At 72.4% G+C, this 19,921-nt stretch carries 18 protein-coding genes; 5 read left to right on the top strand and 13 right to left on the bottom strand.

The window, feature by feature from the left end:
- Window positions 1–15: 15 nt before the first annotated feature.
- Window positions 16–903, bottom strand: coding sequence for a LysR family transcriptional regulator ArgP (locus tag AQJ11_RS43535; RefSeq protein ID WP_059267184.1), 888 nt, complete (start codon window positions 901–903; stop codon window positions 16–18).
- 66 nt (window positions 904–969) lie between these two features.
- Here AQJ11_RS43535 and AQJ11_RS43530 point away from each other — a divergent pair, with 66 nt between their 5' ends.
- Both AQJ11_RS43530 and AQJ11_RS43525 read left to right on the top strand, forming a co-directional pair.
- On the top strand, window positions 970–1,584 hold the full coding sequence (locus AQJ11_RS43530) for a LysE/ArgO family amino acid transporter (RefSeq protein WP_059267183.1): 615 nt from the start codon (window positions 970–972) through the stop codon (window positions 1,582–1,584).
- Between the two features lie 84 nt (window positions 1,585–1,668).
- Window positions 1,669–3,000: an MFS transporter gene (locus tag AQJ11_RS43525; RefSeq protein WP_059267182.1), complete on the top strand. Its 1,332-nt coding sequence runs from the start codon at window positions 1,669–1,671 to the stop codon at window positions 2,998–3,000.
- A 32-nt stretch (window positions 3,001–3,032) separates the two neighbouring features.
- On the opposite strand, the gene AQJ11_RS43520 is transcribed toward AQJ11_RS43525, so the two are convergent.
- Window positions 3,033–3,491 carry a cyclic nucleotide-binding domain-containing protein gene (locus AQJ11_RS43520; protein WP_014670726.1) on the bottom strand — a complete coding sequence of 153 codons (459 nt, stop codon included), beginning with the start codon at window positions 3,489–3,491 and terminating at the stop codon, window positions 3,033–3,035.
- A gap of 276 nt (window positions 3,492–3,767) precedes the next feature.
- Entirely contained in the window at window positions 3,768–4,010 is a 243-nt protein-coding gene (locus tag AQJ11_RS43515; RefSeq protein WP_014670725.1) for a hypothetical protein, read from the bottom strand.
- Between the two features lie 126 nt (window positions 4,011–4,136).
- On the opposite strand from AQJ11_RS43515, the gene AQJ11_RS43510 reads away from it, so the two are divergent.
- On the top strand, window positions 4,137–4,571 hold the full coding sequence (locus AQJ11_RS43510; protein ID WP_058079275.1) for an ATP-binding protein: 435 nt from the start codon (window positions 4,137–4,139) through the stop codon (window positions 4,569–4,571).
- 233 nt (window positions 4,572–4,804) lie between these two features.
- A complete protein-coding gene (locus AQJ11_RS43505) occupies window positions 4,805–5,671 on the top strand; it encodes an RNA polymerase sigma factor SigF (protein ID WP_014670723.1) in 867 nt (288 codons plus the stop codon).
- Between the two features lie 3 nt (window positions 5,672–5,674).
- Here AQJ11_RS43505 and AQJ11_RS43500 read toward each other — a convergent pair whose 3' ends face one another.
- The 5 genes from AQJ11_RS43500 to AQJ11_RS43480 form a co-directional block, all read right to left on the bottom strand.
- Entirely contained in the window at window positions 5,675–7,897 is a 2,223-nt protein-coding gene (locus tag AQJ11_RS43500; protein WP_059267181.1) for an FUSC family protein, read from the bottom strand.
- A 96-nt stretch (window positions 7,898–7,993) separates the two neighbouring features.
- On the bottom strand, window positions 7,994–8,203 hold the full coding sequence (locus AQJ11_RS43495; protein WP_014670721.1) for a DUF4287 domain-containing protein: 210 nt from the start codon (window positions 8,201–8,203) through the stop codon (window positions 7,994–7,996).
- 94 nt (window positions 8,204–8,297) lie between these two features.
- On the bottom strand, window positions 8,298–9,674 hold the full coding sequence (locus AQJ11_RS43490; protein ID WP_059267180.1) for an NAD(P)/FAD-dependent oxidoreductase: 1,377 nt from the start codon (window positions 9,672–9,674) through the stop codon (window positions 8,298–8,300).
- 196 nt (window positions 9,675–9,870) lie between these two features.
- Window positions 9,871–10,305, bottom strand: a complete 435-nt coding sequence (locus AQJ11_RS43485) for an ATP-binding protein (RefSeq protein WP_014670719.1) — start codon at window positions 10,303–10,305, stop codon at window positions 9,871–9,873.
- Between the two features lie 158 nt (window positions 10,306–10,463).
- A complete protein-coding gene (locus AQJ11_RS43480; RefSeq protein WP_059267179.1) occupies window positions 10,464–12,362 on the bottom strand; it encodes an AMP-dependent synthetase/ligase in 1,899 nt (632 codons plus the stop codon).
- 149 nt (window positions 12,363–12,511) lie between these two features.
- Between AQJ11_RS43480 and AQJ11_RS43475 the strand changes: the two genes are divergently transcribed.
- A complete protein-coding gene (locus AQJ11_RS43475) occupies window positions 12,512–12,745 on the top strand; it encodes a DUF6480 family protein (RefSeq protein WP_041664959.1) in 234 nt (77 codons plus the stop codon).
- A 9-nt stretch (window positions 12,746–12,754) separates the two neighbouring features.
- Here the strand turns inward: AQJ11_RS43475 and AQJ11_RS43470 are convergent, their stop codons facing one another.
- From AQJ11_RS43470 to AQJ11_RS43450, 5 genes are all read right to left on the bottom strand, one after another.
- The gene (locus tag AQJ11_RS43470) at window positions 12,755–13,843 is read right to left on the bottom strand and encodes a glutamate--cysteine ligase 2 (RefSeq protein ID WP_059267178.1); all 1,089 of its coding nucleotides are present in this window, start codon (window positions 13,841–13,843) and stop codon (window positions 12,755–12,757) included.
- 92 nt (window positions 13,844–13,935) lie between these two features.
- Window positions 13,936–16,137 carry a 1,4-alpha-glucan branching enzyme gene (gene glgB, locus AQJ11_RS43465; protein WP_059267177.1) on the bottom strand — a complete coding sequence of 734 codons (2,202 nt, stop codon included), beginning with the start codon at window positions 16,135–16,137 and terminating at the stop codon, window positions 13,936–13,938.
- A gap of 3 nt (window positions 16,138–16,140) precedes the next feature.
- Window positions 16,141–17,505, bottom strand: coding sequence for a maltokinase N-terminal cap-like domain-containing protein (locus tag AQJ11_RS43460; RefSeq protein ID WP_059267176.1), 1,365 nt, complete (start codon window positions 17,503–17,505; stop codon window positions 16,141–16,143).
- Window positions 17,506–17,536: 31 nt separating this feature from the next.
- Window positions 17,537–19,255 carry a maltose alpha-D-glucosyltransferase gene (treS, locus tag AQJ11_RS43455; protein WP_058079268.1) on the bottom strand — a complete coding sequence of 573 codons (1,719 nt, stop codon included), beginning with the start codon at window positions 19,253–19,255 and terminating at the stop codon, window positions 17,537–17,539.
- The coding region (locus AQJ11_RS43450; RefSeq protein WP_159061810.1) for an alpha-glucosidase C-terminal domain-containing protein at window positions 19,252–19,921 on the bottom strand (670 nt) is incomplete at its 5' end. The genes treS and AQJ11_RS43450, both read right to left, overlap by 4 nt.

Here is a 19,921-nt window from a genome sequence, read left to right as displayed (position 1 = left end):
CCGGCGCTTCGCGGGTCAGCCGCGCAGTGTTTGCGATGCTGTCGTCGTCACCGCCTCGGCCAGGGACGCCAGTGCGGGGGAGTCGAGCTTCCACTGCTGCCAGTACAGCGTGACGTCCATCCACTCGCCGGGGGCGAGCACGACCAGCCGCCCCCGGTCGAGCAGCGGGCCCGCCTGCACCTCCGGGACCATGCCCCAGCCGAGCCCCGCCGCGACCGCGTCCAGGAACCCCTCCGAGGTGGGCACGTGGTGCCGGAACGGGCCGACGGACGCGCGGCCGTGCCGGCGGGCGAAGGCGTCCTGGAAGTCGTCCTTGCGGTCGAAGACCACGACGGGCGCCCGGGACAGCGCCTCCGGCAGGGGCCGCCCGTCGAGGTGGGCCGCGGTGAACTCGGGGGCGGCCACCGGCAGATAGCGCATCCGGCCCAGCGGACGGACCGTGCAGCCGGGCACCGGGTCGGGCGAGGAGGTCACCGCCGCCATCACCAGGCCCTCGCGCAGCAGCGCCGCCGTGTGGTCCTCGTCCTCCCGGTGCAGCTCGTAGCACAGGCCCGCGACCCGGGTCAGGGCCGGCAGGAACCAGGTCGCCAGCGAGTCCGCGTTCACCGCGACCGACACCCGCGTCGGCTCCCCGGTGCCGTTCAGCCCCAGCTCGCCCCAGGCGTCCCGCTCCAGCCGGGCGAGCTGCCGGGCGAACCGCACGAGCACGGCGCCGGACTCCGTGGGCCGTACCGGTTTGGTGCGCTTCAGGAGCACCCGGCCGGTGCGCTGTTCGAGGGCCTTGACCCGCTGGCTGACCGCGGACGGCGTCACGTGCAGCGCGGCGGCGGCCGCGTCGAAGGTGCCCTCGTCCACCACGGCCAGCAGCGTCCGCACCTGCTCCAGAGGCAGTTCTGACATCACACGCGCTAATGCTACGTAAAAATCTTTAGCTGTACTCGCGAGCAGGACTTTTCTAGCGTCGACGGCATGAACCACGCGCTGACCACCGCCGCCGCCGGCTTCGGCACCGGCCTCTCCCTGATCGTCGCCATCGGCGCGCAGAACGCCTTCGTCCTGCGGCAGGGGGTGCGCCGGGACGCCGTCCTCGCCGTCGTCGGCATCTGCGCCCTGTCCGACGCGGTACTCATCGCGCTCGGCGTCGGCGGGGTCGGCGCGGTCGTGGTCGCCTGGCCCGGCGCGCTGCGGGCGATCGGGATCGTCGGCGGTGTGTTCCTGCTCTGCTACGGCGTCCTGGCCGCCCGCCGGGTGCTCGGACCCGGCACCGGACTGCGCGCGGAGGGCGAGGCGGCCGGTTCGCGCCGCCGGGCCGTGCTCACCTGCCTGGCGATGACCTGGCTGAACCCGCACGTCTACCTGGACACCGTGTTCCTGCTGGGCTCCCTGGCCGCCGACCGGGGCCCGCTGCGCTGGACGTTCGGGCTCGGCGCCGCGCTCGCCAGCCTGTGCTGGTTCGCCGCGCTCGGCTTCGGCGCCCGGCTGCTCGGCAGGTTCCTGGCCCGGCCCGGCGCCTGGCGGGTCCTGGACGGCCTGGTGGCCCTCACCATGCTGGCCCTCGGCGCCACCCTGGTCGTCGGATCCTGAGACGAACCGGTTCGGCGCGCACGAGAGTTCCTGGGACGGTTAGGCTCTCGAAGCAAAAAGATGTAACGAGCAACCAGGACATCCGTGGACACCAGCGAGAGCAGCAGCACCAAGGCCGACCGGTCCGAGAGCCGGACGGAGGGCCGGTCCGACCCCGACACGCCGGCGGCCGGGGACCCGCCCCGGCGCGGCTGGCGCCGCTGGGCGATGGACACCCGCCCGCTGCGCATCCCCGCCTACCGGCGCCTGTGGTCGTCGACGATCGTCACCGCCGTCGGCAGCCAGCTCACCGCCGTCGCCGTACCCAAGCAGATCTACGACATCACCCACTCCTCGGCCTGGGTCGGCTACGCGAGCCTCGCGGGCCTCGTGCCCATGGTGGCCTTCGCGCTGTGGGGCGGGGCGGTCGCCGACACCGTGGACCGGCGCAAGCTGCTGCTGGTCACCAACATCGGTATCGCGGTGACCTCGCTGCTGTTCTGGGCGCAGGCCGTCACCGGTCTGGACTCGGTCGTCGTCCTCATGGTCCTGCTCGCGCTGCAACAGGCGTTCTTCGGGTTCAACTCGCCCGCCCGCACCGCGTCCATCGCCCGGCTGGTCCCCGCGGAGCAGTTGCCGGCCGCCAACGCCCTGGGGTCGACGGTGATGCAGACGGGCCTGGTGGCCGGCCCGCTGCTCGCCGGTGTGCTCATCCCGGTCATCGGGCTGCCCGAGCTGTACCTGATCGACGCGCTGGCGCTGTGCGTGACGGTGTGGGCGGTCTTCCGGCTGCCCGCGCTGGCGCCGCTCGGCGCCACCGCCCGCCGGGCCGGACTGCGCGAGATAGCGGCGGGCTTCCGGTACATCTCCCGGCACAAGGTGCTGCTGCTGTCCTTCCTCGCCGACATCGTCGCCATGGTGTTCGGCATGCCCCGCGCCCTGTTCCCGGAACTGGCCGCGCACACGTACGGCTCCTACGGGGAGGGTCTCGCGCTCGGTGTGCTGTTCGCCGGCATCCCGGTCGGCGCGGTGCTCGGCGGCCTGTTCTCCGGCGTGTTCTCGCGGGCCCGCCGGCACGGCTGGATGGTCATCGGGGCGGTCGTCGCCTGGGGTCTGGCCGTCGCCGGGTTCGGGCTGAGCGCGAACCTCTGGGTCGCCGTGGCCTTCCTCGCCGTGGCCGGTGTCGCCGACATGGTCTCGATGGTGTTCCGCGGCGCCATCCTGCTGTCCGCCGCGACCGACGAGATGCGCGGCCGGATGCAGGGCGTGTTCACGGTGGTCGTCGCGGGCGGGCCGCGGCTGGCCGACGTGCTGCACGGCACGGCCGGTGCGGCGTTCGGCCCGCGGGCCGCCGTCGCGGGCGGCGGCGCCCTGGTCGTCGTGGTGATGCTGGCCCTGGCCGCCACCGTCCCGGCCCTGCGCCGCTACCGGATCTGAGGGCCGGGCCCGCCCGGTGCGGCGAGAGCGGCCTAGAGCGGGCTGCTCCGCCGCCGCATCGTGTACTGCTCCATCAGCTTTCCCCGGGTCGTCTCCAGCCGGTGGGCGAGGATCTCGGCCACCGTCCGCACCAGCGAGAGCCCGAGCAGCGGATCCTCCACGCACAGCCCGAGCACCGACGGTCCGTCGAACTCGTAGGCCCGTACGTTGCTGAAGGCCACGGCGCCGAAGTCCCACTGATACGGAGGGAAGAGCCAGGACCAGCCGAGCATGTCGCCCGCGCCCAGCGTGGCGACGGTCACCCGCTGCCGCGAGGTGACCTGCTGGTCCAGGTGAACCGCGCCCGAGCGGATCACCCAGAACCGGTCGGCGGTGCCGCCGGCCTCGAAGATGCGGGTGTCCTCCGGGAAGGACACCTCCTTCGCCAGCTCCATCAGGCGCTCGCGCTGCGCCTGGGGGAGGGCGGTCAGCAGTTTGATCGCTTTGGTCATGGCGCGTGGCTCCTCGCCGGCGGCGGTCGCGGTCCGGGTGGTGTGCTCCCAAGCCCATTTCAGCCGCTGTGACCGTCCGGAGCATGTCGAGGGAGGCGGATCTCCGCCCGCGTGTCGCGCTCGGGGCAGCAAAAAGCCCTGGCTGGACGGGGGAAACCAGCCAGGGCCGTATGCGGTGACACGAGGAGCGGGGAAGAACGGCTCCCACGCCGCTCCCGCGTCAGTTATGGATGAACCATAAACCATCGGCCGTACTTTTGGGTAACCAGAAGTGGGTCAGGTGACCTGTTTCACTCCTTCCGTCCGCACCGGGCCCCCGCCCGGGCGGACGATCTCCTCCAGCACCCGCAGCACCGCCTCGAACGCCCGGGCCCGGTCCGCCGCCTCCCGCGCGCCCTCCGGATCCGTCGCCGTCAGGCTCTGCGCCCGCTCCCGCCAGGCCCGCTCCTCCTCGGCCGCGCGCTCCTGGCCCCTTCGGATCCGCCGCAACAACTCGTCCGCGTCCACCACATCGGTCATGTCCGGCGGGTACCCGCTCGGTCCGCCGTGATGACACGGGCACCGAGGGTGTTTGGCGACGCTCTGACGGGTCAGCCGAAAGGGGGAGGTAACCCTGCAATCCGGGCACGGCTCAAGGAGGAAGGGATGCTCGACAAGCACCGGACCAGTTCCACCGCGACCCTGCCGGAGACGCACGGCCGGATGCCGTGCCGACCGGCCGAGGCCCGCAGAACGGTGGAGCGCGTCATGACCGAGCGGTGCCGGGCCCGGCACCTGCCGTGTGCGCACGAGGCCGTCGAGGACGCCCTGCTGGTCACGTCGGAACTCACCACCAACGCCCTGCTGCACGGCGGCGGCATCACCGGCTTCGACGTCGACGTCGACGGCGGGGGCGTCCGGGTCTCGGTGAGCGACAACAGCGACGACCTGCCGGTCACCGATCCGGCCGGCGACGAGCCCGGCCACGCCCAGCCCGGCGGCCGTGGCTGGCCCATCGTGTGCCGGCTGGCCCGGGACATCCGGGTGGCTGAGCTGCCCCGGGGCGGCAAGTGCATCACGGCCGTCGTACCGCTGCGCTGAAGCGGTCCGGGAAGTTCCGCTCAGCGCGTTTGCGCATGGGGGCGAGGGGCAGACGGAATCTCGTGCTTCGGACCGGAGGCGCCTGCCCCGCGGGGACAATCCCGCTGCCTGGGCCCCCTTCCGGCGGGCCCGGTGGCTCACCCGCGGAGAACCCTGACACCACCGTTCGGGCCAGGACCCGGAACCGCGGTTCCGGCCATGTGCCCTGAAACCCCGTTCAGGAGCGATTCCGCATGCTGACCGACATGTCGACAAGCCGTCCCGGCACGACCGCCACCCCCAGCGACACCGCCGGCGCCCCCGCGGCGACCACCCGACGGAACCACGACGACGCTCCGGACACCGCGGAGCTGTTCGTCCGGCTGGCGGAGCTGGAGGACGGACCCGAGCGGGACGCCGTACGCGACGAACTCGTCACCGCCTGGCTCCCCATGGCCCACCGGATCGCCGGCCGGTTCCGCGACCGGGGCGAGTCCGTCGAGGACCTGCGCCAGGTGGCGGCCCTGGGCCTGGTGAAGGCCATCGACCGCTTCGACCCCTCGCGCGGGGCCTTCGAGAGCTACGCCGTGCCGACCATCACCGGAGAGGTCAAGCGGCACTTCCGCGACCGGATGTGGGCCCTCAGGGTGCCGCGCCGGGTGCAGGAACTGCGCAACCGGGTGCGCGTCGCCCGCCGGGAACTCACCCAGAACCCCGGCAGCCCCGAACCCACCGTCGCCGACATCGCCGCCCACACCGGGCTCAGCGAGGAGGACGTGACCGCCGGCATGGAGGCGCTGGAGAGCTTCAGCACCCTGTCGCTGGACGCCGAGCTCTCCAGCGGCGACGACGGCTACAGCCTCGCCGACACCCTCGGCGCCACGGACACCTCCTACGACGTCGTGGTCGACCGCGAGGCCGCCAAGGAGGGGCTGCGCCGGCTGCCCGAGCGCGAGCGGGCCATCCTCTACATGCGCTTCTTCGAGGACATGACCCAGAGCCGCATCGCCGACCGGCTCGGCATCTCCCAGATGCACGTCTCCCGGCTGATCAGCCGCAGCTGCGCCCGCGTCCGCGACGAGGTGCTGGGCAGCCGCCGCCCCGGCGCCGACCCGCGGTGAGCGCTACTTCCGCGGCTGAGCCGGACCGCCGGCCAGGCCCAGCGGCCGGGCCAGGCCGGAGACGGCCTCGTCCAGGCGTTGCAGATGGCGCAGCACCCGGTCGGTCACACGGCCGTAGCGCGGGGTGCGCAGGGTTCCCGGCTCCAGCATCGACGCGATGCTGGAGCCGGTCTCGATCCGTGCGGGGGACTTCGGGTCCGTGACGTGCGCGGCGATCGCCTCGATGTTGTGCACGATCCGCCCGCACGCCCCGCGCAGCCGGGGGTCCGCCGCGATCGACGGGTGCGTCGGCAGCAGCTCGGCCGTCGCCGCGAGGGACCGCCCGTGGTACGCGCAGGTCTCCAGCAGCGCCACCACATAGCGGACCGTGTTCCGGCGCGAGCGCAGCGGGGTGATCGGATGCGTGAGCGGCTGGGTGGCCGCGCGCAGGTCGGCCAGCGCCTGGTCCAGCTCGCGCGCCTGCTCCACCAGGTCGCCGCCCGCCCCGCCGCTGAGCTGGTCGACGGCGCCCCGGGTGACGTCGGCGAGCCGGTCCAGCACCGCGACCAGCAGCTCGTTGGTACGGCGGTCGGTGTGGACCGGCAGCACCACGGCCGCCGCGATCACCCCGCAGGCCGCGCCGAGCGCCGTCTCCTCGATCCGCAGCACCAGCACCGACAGGCTGTAGGTGTTCAGCAGGGTGTACAGCAGCCCCAGCATGGCCGTGACGAAGAACGACATCAGCGTGTAGGACAGGGGCGCGGTGTAGAACATCGCGAAGATGAACAGCAGCACCAGCGCGAACGCCGTCCACGTGTGGTGTCCCACCAGGGCGGCGAGCCCGATGCCGGCCACCACGCCGAGCACCGTGCCCAGCAGCCGCCGGTAGCCCTTCACCAGGATCTCGCCGGTGGAGGCGGTGTTCAGGAAGACGATCCAGCACGTCAGCACCGCCCAGTACCAGCGCTGGGCGGACAGCAGCTCACCGCCGACGATGGCCAGCGAGGAGCCGACGGCCACCTGGACGGCGGCACGGGTCGTGGGCCGTTTCAGGCCGGTCGGCGCCGGCTCCTCCGTTTCGCTCCCCTCGCTGATCTCGATCGCGGTGTCCTCCGCGTCCAGCTCCTCGCGTGAGCGTGCGGTCGCCGGGGTGTCGTCGGACTCGTCCTGCGGCCCGTCCAGGGCGAGCCGCAGGCCGAGGGCGGCCCGCGCGGCCTCGCCGAGGCCGCGGAAGACGTCCTGCACGGCCGGGGCGGCCGGGGGCAGGTTCTCCTCCTCCCGGTAGCCGAGCAGCCGGTTGCGCACCTGGGCGAGCGCCGTTCCCGACGCCTCCCCGGCCGGCCGCAGCATCAGCAGCCGCAGGGCCTCAAGGTCCCGGCGCAGCGCGACCGTCGCCTCGTCCCGCACCGGCAGCTCGCCGCCGGCGGGCAGCGGGGCGCCCGGCAGGTGCAGGGTGAGCGTGTCGGTCCGCTGCGCGCTGCGCGCGGTGAGCAGCAGCAGGCCGAGCCGCTCGGCGGCGATCTCCGCGTCCGCGACCCGGCGCTGGAGCAGCCGGGCTACCGCCGGGTCCGAGGTGCCGTCCTCCAGCCGGCCCTGGATCAGCAGCGCCGTCTCGTGCAGCCGCGCGGTGCCGGTGCGCAGGTCCGCGAGCACCTTCTCGGCCTCTTCGGGACCGGCGTCCAGCAACTCGGCCTGAGTGGCGAGGAGCTGGGCGAGCCGGGCCCGGAAGGCCCGCCGCAGCCGGTCCAGGGTGCCCGCCGGGGTCTGCGGGAGCAGCACGAACCGGGCGGCGGCGCTGCACGCGAACGCCACGCAGATGACGCCGTACAGCGCCGGCAGCACGGACGCCGTCGCGCCCACGAACAGCGACAGGAAGTAGACCTGGAAGCCGATCAGCCCCAGTGCCGTGCCCCGGTCGCCGAACCGGCGGCCGTAGACGGCGCAGAAGATGAGGACGACGAAGAACAGGTCGCCGGCGACGACCCGTTGGTTGAGCAGCGCGCCCAGCGACACCGAGGCCAGCGCCACCGGCAGGCCGGCCGCCAGCGTCACGGCCTGCTGGCCGCGCTGCTTCTCCCGGATGGCGAAGGTGGCGACCATCGCCGCGATCGCCCCGGCGACCAGCTGGGGCACCGGGACGTGCAACGCGGCGAGGACGGCGAGAGTGAGGGCGATCGCGGTGACCGTGCGCAGTCCCGCGGTCAGGCGGAGCAGTCCGGGATCCGACGCCGCGAGCCGGTCCCACATCCGTACCCGTCCCGACCGTGCCACTGCCCTCACGCCGCCGCGCTCTCTCCCGTGCCGGTAATCGATCTCCGCCCCAGCATCGCACGCGGCCCCGGCTCACCTCTCTCCGGCCAGGGTGGCGGCCACGAGCGCGTTGGCGTGCCCGTGCCCCATACCGTGCTCCGACTTCAGCCAGCCCACCAGCTCCATGTGCTTCGTCAGCGGCGAGCGGCGGATCAGCTCCTGCCACTCGCCGACCGGGCGGCCGTACTTCTTCTCGATCGACGGGAAGTAGCTCGCCGGGCCCTTGACGGTCTTCTCGCTCATGCTGGGGTGCCTCTCCGTGTGACGTCCGCGGTCACAGGGGAAGACCGCCGATCCACGGTGAAATGATCGGCGGTCCTCTGTGATCCACGTCACCTCACGGGTGGTCGATGCCCGCGCCCTCCACCCGGGCCCGGACCTCGTCCGGTGTCAGGTAGGAGTCGGTGAACTCGAAGTCCTTCAGCCGGGCGGGCTTGCGGGCCTGGAAGCCGGTGCGGACGAAATCGTCGCCCGCGACCGCGTTCAGCAGCCAGTTGGTCATCACCCGGGTCTTGGCGACGTTGGTGCGCAGCGCCGACCAGTGGTAGCCGCGGGCCACCGCCTGCGCGGGAAGCCCGCGCAGCTCGATCCCCAGCGGCTTGGACACCGCGTCCTTGCCGCCGAGGTCGACGACGAGGCCCAGGTCCTTGTGGACGTACGGCTGCATCTGCTCCCCGCGCAGCGTCGCGATGACGTTGTCGGCGACCTTCCTGCCTTGCCGCATGGCGTGCTGCGCGGTGGGCGGGCAGACCGCGCCCTCCTGGCCCTTGGCCAGGTCCGGCACGGCCGCCGAGTCGCCGAGCGCGAACACCCCGTCGTGGCCCGGCAGGCACATCTCGGCGGTGACCGCCAGCCGGCCCTTCACCGTCTCCGCGCCGAGCGTGGCGATGAGCGGGCTGGCGACCACCCCGGCCGTCCAGATGAGGGTGTGCGTCGGCACCACCCGGCCGTCGGTGAAGGTCACCTCCTCCGGGCCGGCCTTGGCGATCGACACGCCCAGCGAGACCTCGATGCCGCGCCGCCTGAGGATCTCCTGGGCGCTGCGGCCGAGCTTGTCGCCCAGCTCGGGCATCAGCTTGGGCGCGATGTCGATCAGGTGCCACTTGATCAGGCCCGGGTCCAGCCGCGGGTAGCGCTGCACGGCCGCGTGCGTCAGCCGCTGGAGGCAGGCCGCGGTCTCGGTGCCCGCGTAGCCGCCGCCGACCACCACGAACTGGAGGCGCGCGGCCCGCTCGGCCGGGTTGTCGCTGGCGTCCGCGAGGTCGAGCTGCGAGATGACGTGGTCGCGGATGTAGGCGGCCTCGGCGAGGGTCTTCATCCCGAAGGCGTGCTCGGTCAGGCCCGGGATGTCGAAGGTGCGGGTCACGCTGCCCGGCGCCAGCACGATGTAGTCGTAGCGCTCGTTGACGATCTTGTCGGTGATGGTGCGGATGACGCACACCTTGGCCTTCAGGTCCACCCCGATCGCGCCGCCGGGGATGATCCGGGTGCGGTACTTCCTGCTGCGGCGCAAGGACAGGGCGATCGACTGCGGCGTGAGCACGCCGGAGGCGACCTGGGGCAGCAGCGGCAGATAGAGCTGGTAGGCGAACGGCGTCACCAGGGTGACGTCGGCCTCGTCCGGGGCGAGTTTCCGCTCCAGGCGGCGGACGCAGTCGACTCCGGCGAAGCCTGCGCCAACCACCAGAATCCTGGGTCGTGTCACGGTGTTCATCCCTTTCTGCGGCTCCGGGCGGTCCGACTCGACGCCGTTCGCATGCCCTGGATCGCTCTGCGCCAACTCCGATCCCACCGGGCCTCCAGCCGTTCCGCGAGCCGGGTGCGGCAGGCAGACGAACGCGTGGGGACCAGCATGCCCCCACTGGGACGTGGAGTAACCGGCTGGCGCACACCTACACGTCGCACACCTGTCACCAGGGCAGGAACGCGTGGATGTCCTTGCCGCGGTCGTGCACGACCACACTGACCTGGGTGCACAGCGTGTGCACCAGGTGCCAGCCGATGCCGCCACCGCCCGTGCGCGGGTGGAACGGCCTCGGCTCCGGCTTGGTCGTGCTGGTGTCCCGCATCGTCACGTGCACCCCGTCGAACGTGCGGCGCATCCGCAGGTCGAACGGACCGGGCGCGTACTGGATCGCGTTCGCGGCCAGTTCGGTCACGACGAGCAGGATGTCGTCCCAGTACTCGTGCGCGCCCGGCGGTGCGTCCCGGGCGAGGGAGCACAGGAACTCCTCCGCCGCGAGCCGCGCCCCCGTGACGTTGCGCAGCTCCCCGGGGAAGGAGAACGTACGCTCGTACCTCTCCTCCGAGGGTGGTGTGTCGTCCCAGCGCGGCTCCGTCACCATCTCGCATTCCCCGGCCCCGGCCCGGAAGCGGCCGGCTCGGCCCCTTCCGACCGGAACGGTCGTCGTTGCTGATCTCTCGCTGCGGGTTCCCCCAGCCGCGCAGGCTATCCGTCTCCCCTCGCACCCGCCGCCCGTACGCCGTACTTCCGCGGCCCTCGTCAGCGGAAGACGTCGTCCGGCTCGTCCCACTCGGCCGGCTCCGGCGGACCCGGACGCGAGCGGGAGCGCGCCTGGTACATCGCCTCGATCTCGGCCGCGTAGTGCCGCACGACGGCGTCCCGGCGCAGCTTCATGGACGGCGTCAGCAGTCCGTTGCCGGGTGCGAACGGTTCCTGGAGGACACGGTAGACCCTGATCGACTCCGCGCGGGACACCGCACTGTTGGCGGAGGCCACCGCCCGCGCGATCTCCTCCCGCAGCGCGTTCTCCTCCCGGGCCTCCCGTCCCTGGGTGCCGCCCTGCAAGGCCAGGGCGGCCCGCCAGTCCGCGAGGAACTCCGGGTCCAGGGTGATCAGGGCACCGACACAGGGCCGGTCGTCGCCGATCACCACCGCCTGGTGGACCAGGGGATGCATCCGCAGCCGCTGCTCCAGCGGGGCCGGGGCCACGCTCTTGCCGCCGCTGGTGACGATGATGTCCTTCTTGCGCCCGGTGATCGTCAGATAGCCCTCGGAGTCCAGCCGGCCGATGTCCCCGGTGGCCAGCCAGCCGCCGCGCAGCGCGGCCCGGGTCGCGTGCTCGTCGCTGATGTAGCCCTGGAACACCGACGGGCCGCGCACCAGGATCTCCCCGTCGTCGGCCACCTGGATCTCGGTGCCGGGCAGCGGCAGGCCCACGGTCCCGGACTTCTCCCGGCCGAGCGGCTGCATGGTGATCCCGCCGGAGGCCTCGGTGAGCCCGTACCCGTCGTGGAGGTAGACCCCGATGCCCTCGTAGAACAGGCACAGTTCGCGGTCGAGCGCGCTGCCGCCGGAGGTCCCGCGCACCACCCGGCCGCCCAGCGCGGCCCGCAGCCTGCGGTACACCGTCCGCTCGTACAGGGCGTGTTGCAGCTTCAGTTCGAGCCCGGGGCCCGGCCCGGTGCCCAGCCGCCGGCGCTCCTCCGCGGCGGCGAAGTCCCGCGCGGTCTGCGCGGCCCGCTCGAACAGGGCGCCCCGGCCCGCCTGTCGGGCGGTGCGCAGGAACGTCTTGTAGAGCTTCTCGAACACCGACGGCACGCCGTACAGGTACGTCGGCCGGAACGTGCTCAGCGCCGCCGACAGGGCCGGCCCGGTCAGCTCCGGTTCGTGCGCCATCAGGATCCCGCCGCGCACGCACATCAGCATGATCATGAGGCCGTAGACATGGGAGAACGGCAGGAACGCCAGCACGGACGGCTGTTCGCCCGGGGGTGCGGCGGTGTGCGCCCAGCCGGCCAGCAGCGTGTCGCAGGGGTAGGCCAGACCGCGGTGGCTGAGCGCGCAGCCCATCGGGCGCCCCGAGGTGCCGGAGGTGTAGACGATGGCCGCCGTGGCGTCCGGCAGCACGATCCGGCGCAGCGACTCCACCGTGGTGTACGGGACGACCGCGCCCCGCTCCACGAGCTCCGGCAGGGCGCCCGCGTCGAGCTGCCAGACGTGCCGCAGCCGCGGCAGCCGGGTGCACACGGTGCCGACGGTCATGACGCCCTGCTCGTCCTCCACCACCACGGCCACACAGCCCGCGTCGCGCAGGATCCACTCCACCTGGTCCCGTGAGGAAGCCGGATGGACCGGCACGATCTCGGCGCCCACCGCCCACAGCGCGTGCGCGAGCACCGTCCACTCGTAGCGGGTGCGGGCCATCAGGGCCACCCGGTGGCCGGGCGAGATCCCCGCGGCGATCAGGCCCTTGGCCAGGCCGACCACCTCGTCCCGCACCTCGACCGCCGTCACCACCTGCCATCCCGCGGCGGCGGGACCGGCCCGGCGCGCGAGGACCGGCAGCTTCGGATCCCGTTCCGCCGTGGCGAACACACTGTCGGCGAGGCCGCCGGTGAGCGGCGGGGCGACGGCGGGACCGGGGGCGGGGTTCCGCATGCGCTGCTCCTGGTCTACGGAGGGTCACACCGCCGATCGGCTCGGTGTCGGCGGTGCTCGAATGTAGCCCAGGCAAGCGCGTTCGGTGAGAGGAACGTGGAAGTCGTGATCGGCTGATGATGTGGGCGTGTCCTGGGGACTCGGGACACATGAGTCATGTCAACCCCGATCCGGAACCCGAGCGCACGACCGGTCTGGAACCAGGTGGGGGAGTTCCGCCCGGCGAGACCCCGCCGGCCGAGAGCAGCATGCCCGAGGCCGGCCCCCGCGAGCCGCACGTCCAGCGCAGGGGCTGGGCCAAGGCGCCGCTGACCCTGATCCTGCTGCTGGTCGTGCTGATCGCGGCCTTCTTCCTGGTGTACGCCCTGGTACTGATCCTCTGACCGGCCCGCTCAGCCCTGTGTGCGCCGCACGCACTCGGTGACGACCTCCCGCAGGCTGCCGCTGTGCTCCAGCAGCCTGCGCTGCTCCCGCGCGCCGTTGCCCGTGCGCAGCAGCTCCTCGACGGCCTGCTCGGCACGGGCCGCGTCGCCGTTCCCGGTGAGCGCCTCCCCCGTGTACTCCAGCAGGGAGCGCAGCACCTGCGGCGCGCGCCGGGGCCGCAGGGTCACCGGGTCGAGCAGATCCTCCTCCAGGCCGTACCGGGCGGCCTGCCAGTCGGCCAGCCGGAGCAGGCTCACGCCGGGGTCGGGCGCCGGCCGGCCCGCCCGCCACTCCCGGGCGGCCGTTTCCACGAGCGCACGGCAGAGCGTCGCGATCAGTACGGCGGTCTCCGCGCCCAGGCACACGTCCGCCACCCGGATCTCCACCGTCGGGTAGCGGGCCGACAGCCGTGCGTCGAAGTACGCCATGGCCTCGTCGAGGATCACCCCGGTGGCCACCATGTCGGTCACCCTGCGGTGGTACCGCTCGGCGGACCCGAACGGCTCGGTCGGCCCGGCCGACGGCCAGCGGTTCCACACCCGGCTGCGGTAGCTGGCGTAACCGGTGGGCCGGCCTTGCCAGAACGGGGAGTTCGCGCTGATCGCCCGCAGCACCGGCAGCCACGGACGGAGCCGGTCGAGGACCGCGACGCCCTCCTCGTCGGACTCCACCGACACATGGACGTGGCAGCCGCAGACCAACTGCTCCCAGGTCGGTATCCCGAACCGCTCGGCCAGCCACTGGTACCGGTCGTTCACGCTGAGGGCGGGACTGACCGGCAGCGGCGAGGTGGCCAGCGCGGCGACCCCGCAGCCGATCTGCCCGGCGTGGCGGGCGGCCTCCTTGCGGCAGCGGACGATCTCGTCGCCCAGGGCCGCCATGTCCGACTGCGGATGCGTGGCGAACTCCAGCATCTGCCCGAACAGCTCCTTCTCGAAGACGTCCTGTCCGGGATCGTCCTGGGCGGCCCGTGCCAGGACGGCCGCCGCCAGTGCCTTCGGGTCGCCGCTGTCCGGATCGACCAGAAGGAGTTCCTCCTCCACTCCGACGGTGCGCACCTGGGTGCCGCCCTTCTGTCCGTGCCACGGGGGGCAATCGCTGTCTGTACGACCCCGACTGCCCCTCGCACGGCCGCCGACACCTGCGGCTTTCAGTCCTCCGGCGTCAGCCAGACGGTGGCGAGCGGGGGCAGCGTCAGCCTCAGGAAGCCCTCCTCGGGCTTGACGGGCCCCTCGGTGCGGACGCCGCTGCCGCCGTACCGGGTGTCGTCGGTGTTCAGCTCCTCGCGCCAGGCGGGGAACCCGTCGGGGACCCACAGGCGGTAGTCGTGCCGGACGACCGGGGAGAAGTTCGACACCGCCAGCAGCGGGCCGCCGTCGGCGGCGAAGCGCAGGAACGCCAGCACGTTGTCGTCCGCCGCGTCGCACAGCACCCACCGGAAGCCGCCCGGGTCGGTGTCCCGCTGCCACAGCGCCGGCGTCGCCCGGTACACCGTGTTGAGGTCCCGCACCAGGGCCTGGACGCCCCGGTGGTCGCCGGCGGAGTGGTAGTCGTCGGAGAGCAGCCACCACTCGGGGCCGTGGGTGTGCGACCACTCGGCCCCCTGGGCGAACTCCTGCCCCATGAACAACAGCTGTTTGCCCGGGTGGGCCCACATGAAGCCGAGGTAGGCCCGGTGGTTGGCGCGCCGCTGCCACCAGTCGCCGGGCATCTTCGACACCAGCGCCCGCTTGCCGTGCACCACCTCGTCGTGGGAGATGGGCAGGACGTAGTTCTCGCTGTAGGCGTACACCATCGAGAAGGTCATCTCGTTGTGGTGGTACTTGCGGTGCACGGGCTCCTTCTGGATGTACTCCAGCGAGTCGTGCATCCAGCCCATGTTCCACTTCAGCCCGAACCCGAGCCCGCCGCCGTCCGTCGGCCGGGTCACGCCGTCCCACGCGGTGGACTCCTCGGCGATGGTCACCACGCCCGGGCAGCGCCGGTACACGGTGGCGTTCATCTCCTGGAGGAAGGCCACCGCGTCCAGGTCCTCCCGGCCGCCGAACACATTGGGCTCCCACTGCCCGGAGTCCCGCGAGTAGTCCAGGTAGAGCATCGAGGCGACGGCGTCCACGCGCAGCCCGTCGATGTGGAACTCCTCGCACCAGTAGACCGCGTTGGCGACGAGGAAGTTGCGCACCTCGGTGCGGCCGTAGTCGAACTCGTACGTCCCCCAGTCCGGGTGCTCCGCCCGCAGCGCGTTCCCGGGCTCGTACAGCGGGTCCCCGTCGAACCGGGCCAGCGCCCAGTCGTCCTTGGGGAAGTGCGCCGGCACCCAGTCCATGATCACGCCGAGACCGGCCCGGTGGCAGGCGTCCACGAAGTACCGGAAGTCGTCCGGGGAGCCGAGCCGGGGCGTCGGCGCGTAGTAGGAGGTGACCTGGTAGCCCCAGGAGCCGCTGAACGGGTACCCGGCCACCGGCATCAGCTCCACGTGCGTGAAGCCCATCTCCTTGACGTACGGCGGGAGTTCCTCCGCGAGCTGGCGGTACGTCAGCCCCGGTCGCCAGGACGGCAGGTGCACCTCGTACACCGAGAACGGCGCCTGGTGCACCGGGGTGTCACCGCGGTGCGCCATCCACTCCGCGTCACCCCACTCGTAGTGCGAGGACGTCACGACGGACGCCGTGTCCGGCGGGACTTCCGTGCCCCGCGCCATCGGGTCCGCCTTCAGGAACCGGTGCCCGTACCGCGAGGTGATCTCGAACTTGTACCGGGTGCCCTCGCCGATCCCGGGCAGGAACAGCTCCCACACCCCGGACGCGCCGAGCGACCGCATGGGGTACTGCGTGCCGTCCCAGTACGTGAAGTCCCCGGCCACCCGCACCCCCTGGGCGTTCGGCGCCCACACGGTGAAGCGGGTGCCGGCCACGCCCTGGTGGACCATCGGCTCGGCCCCGAGCGCCCGCCACAGCTGCTCGTGCCGGCCCTCCCGGATCAGGTGCAGGTCCAGTTCGCCGAGGGCGGGCAGGAAGCGGTACGGGTCGTGCACCTCCTGCTCGGTGTCGTCGTACGCCACCAGCAGCGTGTACGACGGGACCTCCGTACAGGGCAGGACGGCGGCGAACAGGCCGTCGCCCTCCGAGCGCAGTTCGGTCGGCGTGCCGTCGATCACGGCGCTCACCGCCCGCGCGTTCGGGCGCAGCGCCCGCAGCAGCGTGCCGCCCGGCACCGGGTGGGCGCCCAGCACGGAGTGCGGATCGTGGTGCGCGCCGGCCAGCAGCCGGCCGCGGTCGGCGGGGTCCAGGGCCACGGCCGCGGAGGGCCTGGGCCCGGCGGCCTCGGGGGGCGTGGTGTCCTTCAGCGCCATGGGTCAGCCTCCCCACACGGCGAGCCGTTTGATCGCCGCCATCGGTACCGGCAGCCAGTCGGGCCGGTGTCTCGCCTCGTACAGCACCTCGTAGACCGCCCTGTCCGTCTCGTGCGCGCGCAGCAGCGCGTGCTTCTTGCGTGGGTCCCAGCCGGCGCGGGCCGCGTAGCCCGCGCAGAACGCTTCCCGGCAGCGGCGCGCCCACTCGGGTCGCCAGGGGCGGCGCTGCCGGGCCGCGTAGTCGAAGGAGCGGAGCATCCCGGCGACGTCCCGCACCGGGGACTGCGGGGCGCGCCGCTCGGCGAGCGGACGGGACGGCTCGCCCTCGAAGTCGATGACGAACCAGTCGCGGCCGGCCCGCAGCACCTGCCCGAGGTGCAGATCGCCGTGGATGCGCTGGGCGGGCGGCCCGGTGTCGCACGTGGCCAGCGCCCGGAACGCGGCCCTCAGGCCGGGCACGTAGGGCAGCAGCCCGGGGACGGCGTGCGCGGCGGCGTCGAGCCGCGCGCACATCGCGTCGGCCGTACGGCCGTTCTCGCCCGGCCCGGCCGGCGGGAAGGCCTCGGCCAGCGCCAGGTGCACCTCGGCCATGGCCCGGCCCAGCGCGCGGGACTCGACGGTGAAGTGGTCGCCCGCGGCGAGCGCGCGCAGCGCCAGCGTCCAGCCGTCGGTGGCGTCCGGCAGGAACGGTTGCAGCACCCCGAGGGTGGCCGGGCGCGGGGCGGTCGTGGTGAACCAGGCCACCGGCGCGGGCACCCGGGTGCAGCCCTGCGCGGTCAGCGCCGCCGGCACCTCCAGGTCCGGGTTGACGCCCGGCTGGATCCGGCGGAACACCTTCAGGATGTACGCGTCGCCGTACACGATCGAGGAGTTGGACTGCTCGGCGTCCAGCAGCCGCGGCGGCAGACCGCCGGGCACCCGGGCGGCCGGGTCCCTCTCGAACCGCAGCGGGCCCGCCGTGCCGGGCTGCCGCAGCCGCTCCAGCAGCAGATGGGCCGAGCGCGGGTCGTGCAGGGCGTCGTACACCGCGAGCCCGGCCAGCGGGCCGTCCACCGCGCGCCCGATGAACGCCCGTTCCAGCCGCGGGGCGAGGTGCCGGCGCAGGCCCAGCAGCAGCTGGTAGCAGTCGCCGGGCGGGGGAGTGCCGCCGGGGGTGGGCACCGGCACGTGCGAGGCGTGCACCAACAGGTGCAGACACCCCGGGAACAGCTCCGTCACGGACAGCACCGACAGATCGGTGACCGGCCGGTCCTTGCCCGCGAACCAGCGTTGCCTCGGCAGCCAGTCGCGCAGCAGCCCGCCCAACGAGGCCAGTGGCCCGTCGGGCCCGGCCGCGGTGCGCGGTCGGGGGGTGATGGTCTTCGGCATGGTGACGCGTCCTTTCCTCGGCGCCGGCCGTTCAGCGGCGGCGGCCGATGCGGGATGCGACTCGGGTGAGCCGGAACCAGTAGAAGCCGTGGCCTTGCAGGGTGAGCAGATAGGGCAGTTCACCGATGGCGGGGAAGCGCACTCCGCCGATCAGCTCGACGGGGTGCCGCCCGTCGTAGGCCCGCAGATCGAGTTCGGTGGGCTGGGCGAAGCGGGAGAAGTTGTTCACGCACAGCACCAGGTCGTCGCCGTACTCGCGCAGGAACGCCAGGACCGCCGGGTTGGAGGACGTCAGTTCCGTGAACGAGCCGAGTCCGAAGGCGGGGTTCTGCTTGCGGATCTCGATCATGCGGCGGGTCCAGTGCAGCAGGCTGGACGGGGACGACATGGAGGCTTCCACGTTGGTGACCTGGAAGCCGTAGACCGGGTCCATGATCGTGGGGAGGTAGAGCCTGCCGGGGTCGCACGTCGAGAATCCGGCGTTGCGGTCGGGGGTCCACTGCATGGGGGTGCGGACGGCGTCGCGGTCGCCGAGCCAGATGTTGTCGCCCATGCCGATCTCGTCGCCGTAGTAGAGGATCGGTGAGCCGGGCAGGGAGAGCAGCAGGGCGGTGAACAGCTCGATCTGGTTGCGGTCGTTGTCGAGCAGGGGGGCGAGGCGGCGGCGGATGCCGATGTTGGCGCGCATCCGCGGGTCCTTGGCGTACTCGGCCCACATGTAGTCGCGTTCCTCGTCGGTGACCATTTCGAGGGTGAGCTCGTCGTGGTTGCGCAGGAAGATGCCCCACTGGCAGTTCGAGGGGATGGCCGGGGTCTTGGCGAGGATCTCGGAGACCGGGTAGCGGGATTCCCGGCGTACGGCCATGAAGATGCGCGGCATGACGGGGAAGTGGAACGCCATGTGGCACTCGTCGCCGCCGGCCTGGTAGTCGCCGAAGTAGTCGACGACGTCCTCGGGCCACTGGTTGGCCTCCGCCAGCAGCACGGTGTCCGGGTACATCGCGTCGATCTCGCGCCGGACCCGCTTCAGGAAGGCGTGCGTGGCGGGCAGGTTCTCGCAGTTGGTGCCCTCCTCGGCGTAGAGGTAGGGCACCGCGTCCAGGCGGTAGCCGTCGATGCCCAGGTCAAGCCAGAACCGCAGGGCGGCCAGGATCTCCTCCTGCACGGCGGGGTTCTCGTAGTTCAGGTCGGGCTGGTGCGAGAAGAAGCGGTGGAAGTAGTACTGGCCGCGTACCGGGTCGAAGGTCCAGTTGGACGCCTCGGTGTCGACGAAGATGATCCGGGCGTCCTCGTACTGCTTGTCGTCGTCGGCCCACATGTAGTAGTCGCCGTACGGGCCCTCGGGGTTCTTGCGGGACTCCTGGAACCACGGGTGCTGGTCGCTGGTGTGGTTCATGACGAAGTCGATGATCACGCGCATGCCGCGCTGGTGGGCGGCGTCCACGAACTCCACGAAGTCGGCGAGGTCACCGAACTCCGGGAGGACGGCGGTGTAGTCGGAGACGTCGTAACCGCCGTCGCGCAGCGGCGACTTGAAGAACGGCGGCAGCCACAGGCAGTCCACGCCGAGCCACTGGAGGTAGTCGAGTTTGGCGGTCAGGCCCTTCAGGTCGCCGACGCCGTCGCCGTTGCTGTCCTGGAAGGAGCGGACCAGGACCTCGTAGAAGACGGCGCGTTTGAACCACTCCGGGTCCCGGTCCTTGGCGGGGGTGTCCTCGAAGGTGTCCAGGACGGGGTCGTTGACGGTCATGACGCTGCGGGCCCTCCGATCTGGGGCGTCGATCGCCCGACGTGGAGCACGTGCGCCGGCGCCCGGCCGGGCGTGAGGCGCACGTAGTTGGTCCTGCCCCAGTGGTACGTCTCGCCCGTCAGTTCGTCGTGCACGGACGGGGCGGCGTCCCGGTCCAGGCCGAGTTGCGGCATGTCCAACGAGACCGTGGCCTCCTGGGTGTGGTGCGGGTCGAGGTTCACGACCACGATGACCGTGTCCGTACCCGTGCGCTTGCTGTAGGCGAGCACGGCATCGTTGTCGGTCTGATGGAACCGGAGGTTCCGCAGGCGCTGTAGCGCCGGGTGCCGGCGTCGGATGGTGTTGAGCTTGGTGATGAGCGGTGCGATGGTCCGTCCCTCGCGTGCGGCGGCCTCCCAGTCGCGGGGTTTGAGCTGGTACTTCTCAGAGTCCAGGTACTCCTCGCCGCCCTGTGTGAGCGGGGTGTTCTCGCACAGTTCGTAGCCGGAGTAGATGCCCCAGGCGGGGGAGAGGGTGGCGGCGAGCACGGCGCGGACCTCGAAGGCGGGGCGTCCGCCGTGCTGGAGGTAGGCGTGCAGGATGTCGGGGGTGTTGGCGAAGAAGTTGGGCCGCATCCAGGCCGCGGCCTCGCCCGTCAGCTCCGTCAGGTACTCGGTGAGTTCCTGT

The sequence above is a fragment of the Streptomyces corchorusii genome (assembly GCF_001514055.1).
GTDB classification, from domain to species: domain Bacteria; phylum Actinomycetota; class Actinomycetes; order Streptomycetales; family Streptomycetaceae; genus Streptomyces; species Streptomyces olivaceoviridis.
Note: the sequence above shows the minus strand (reverse complement) of the source record. Positions and strands in the feature narration are given on the sequence as shown.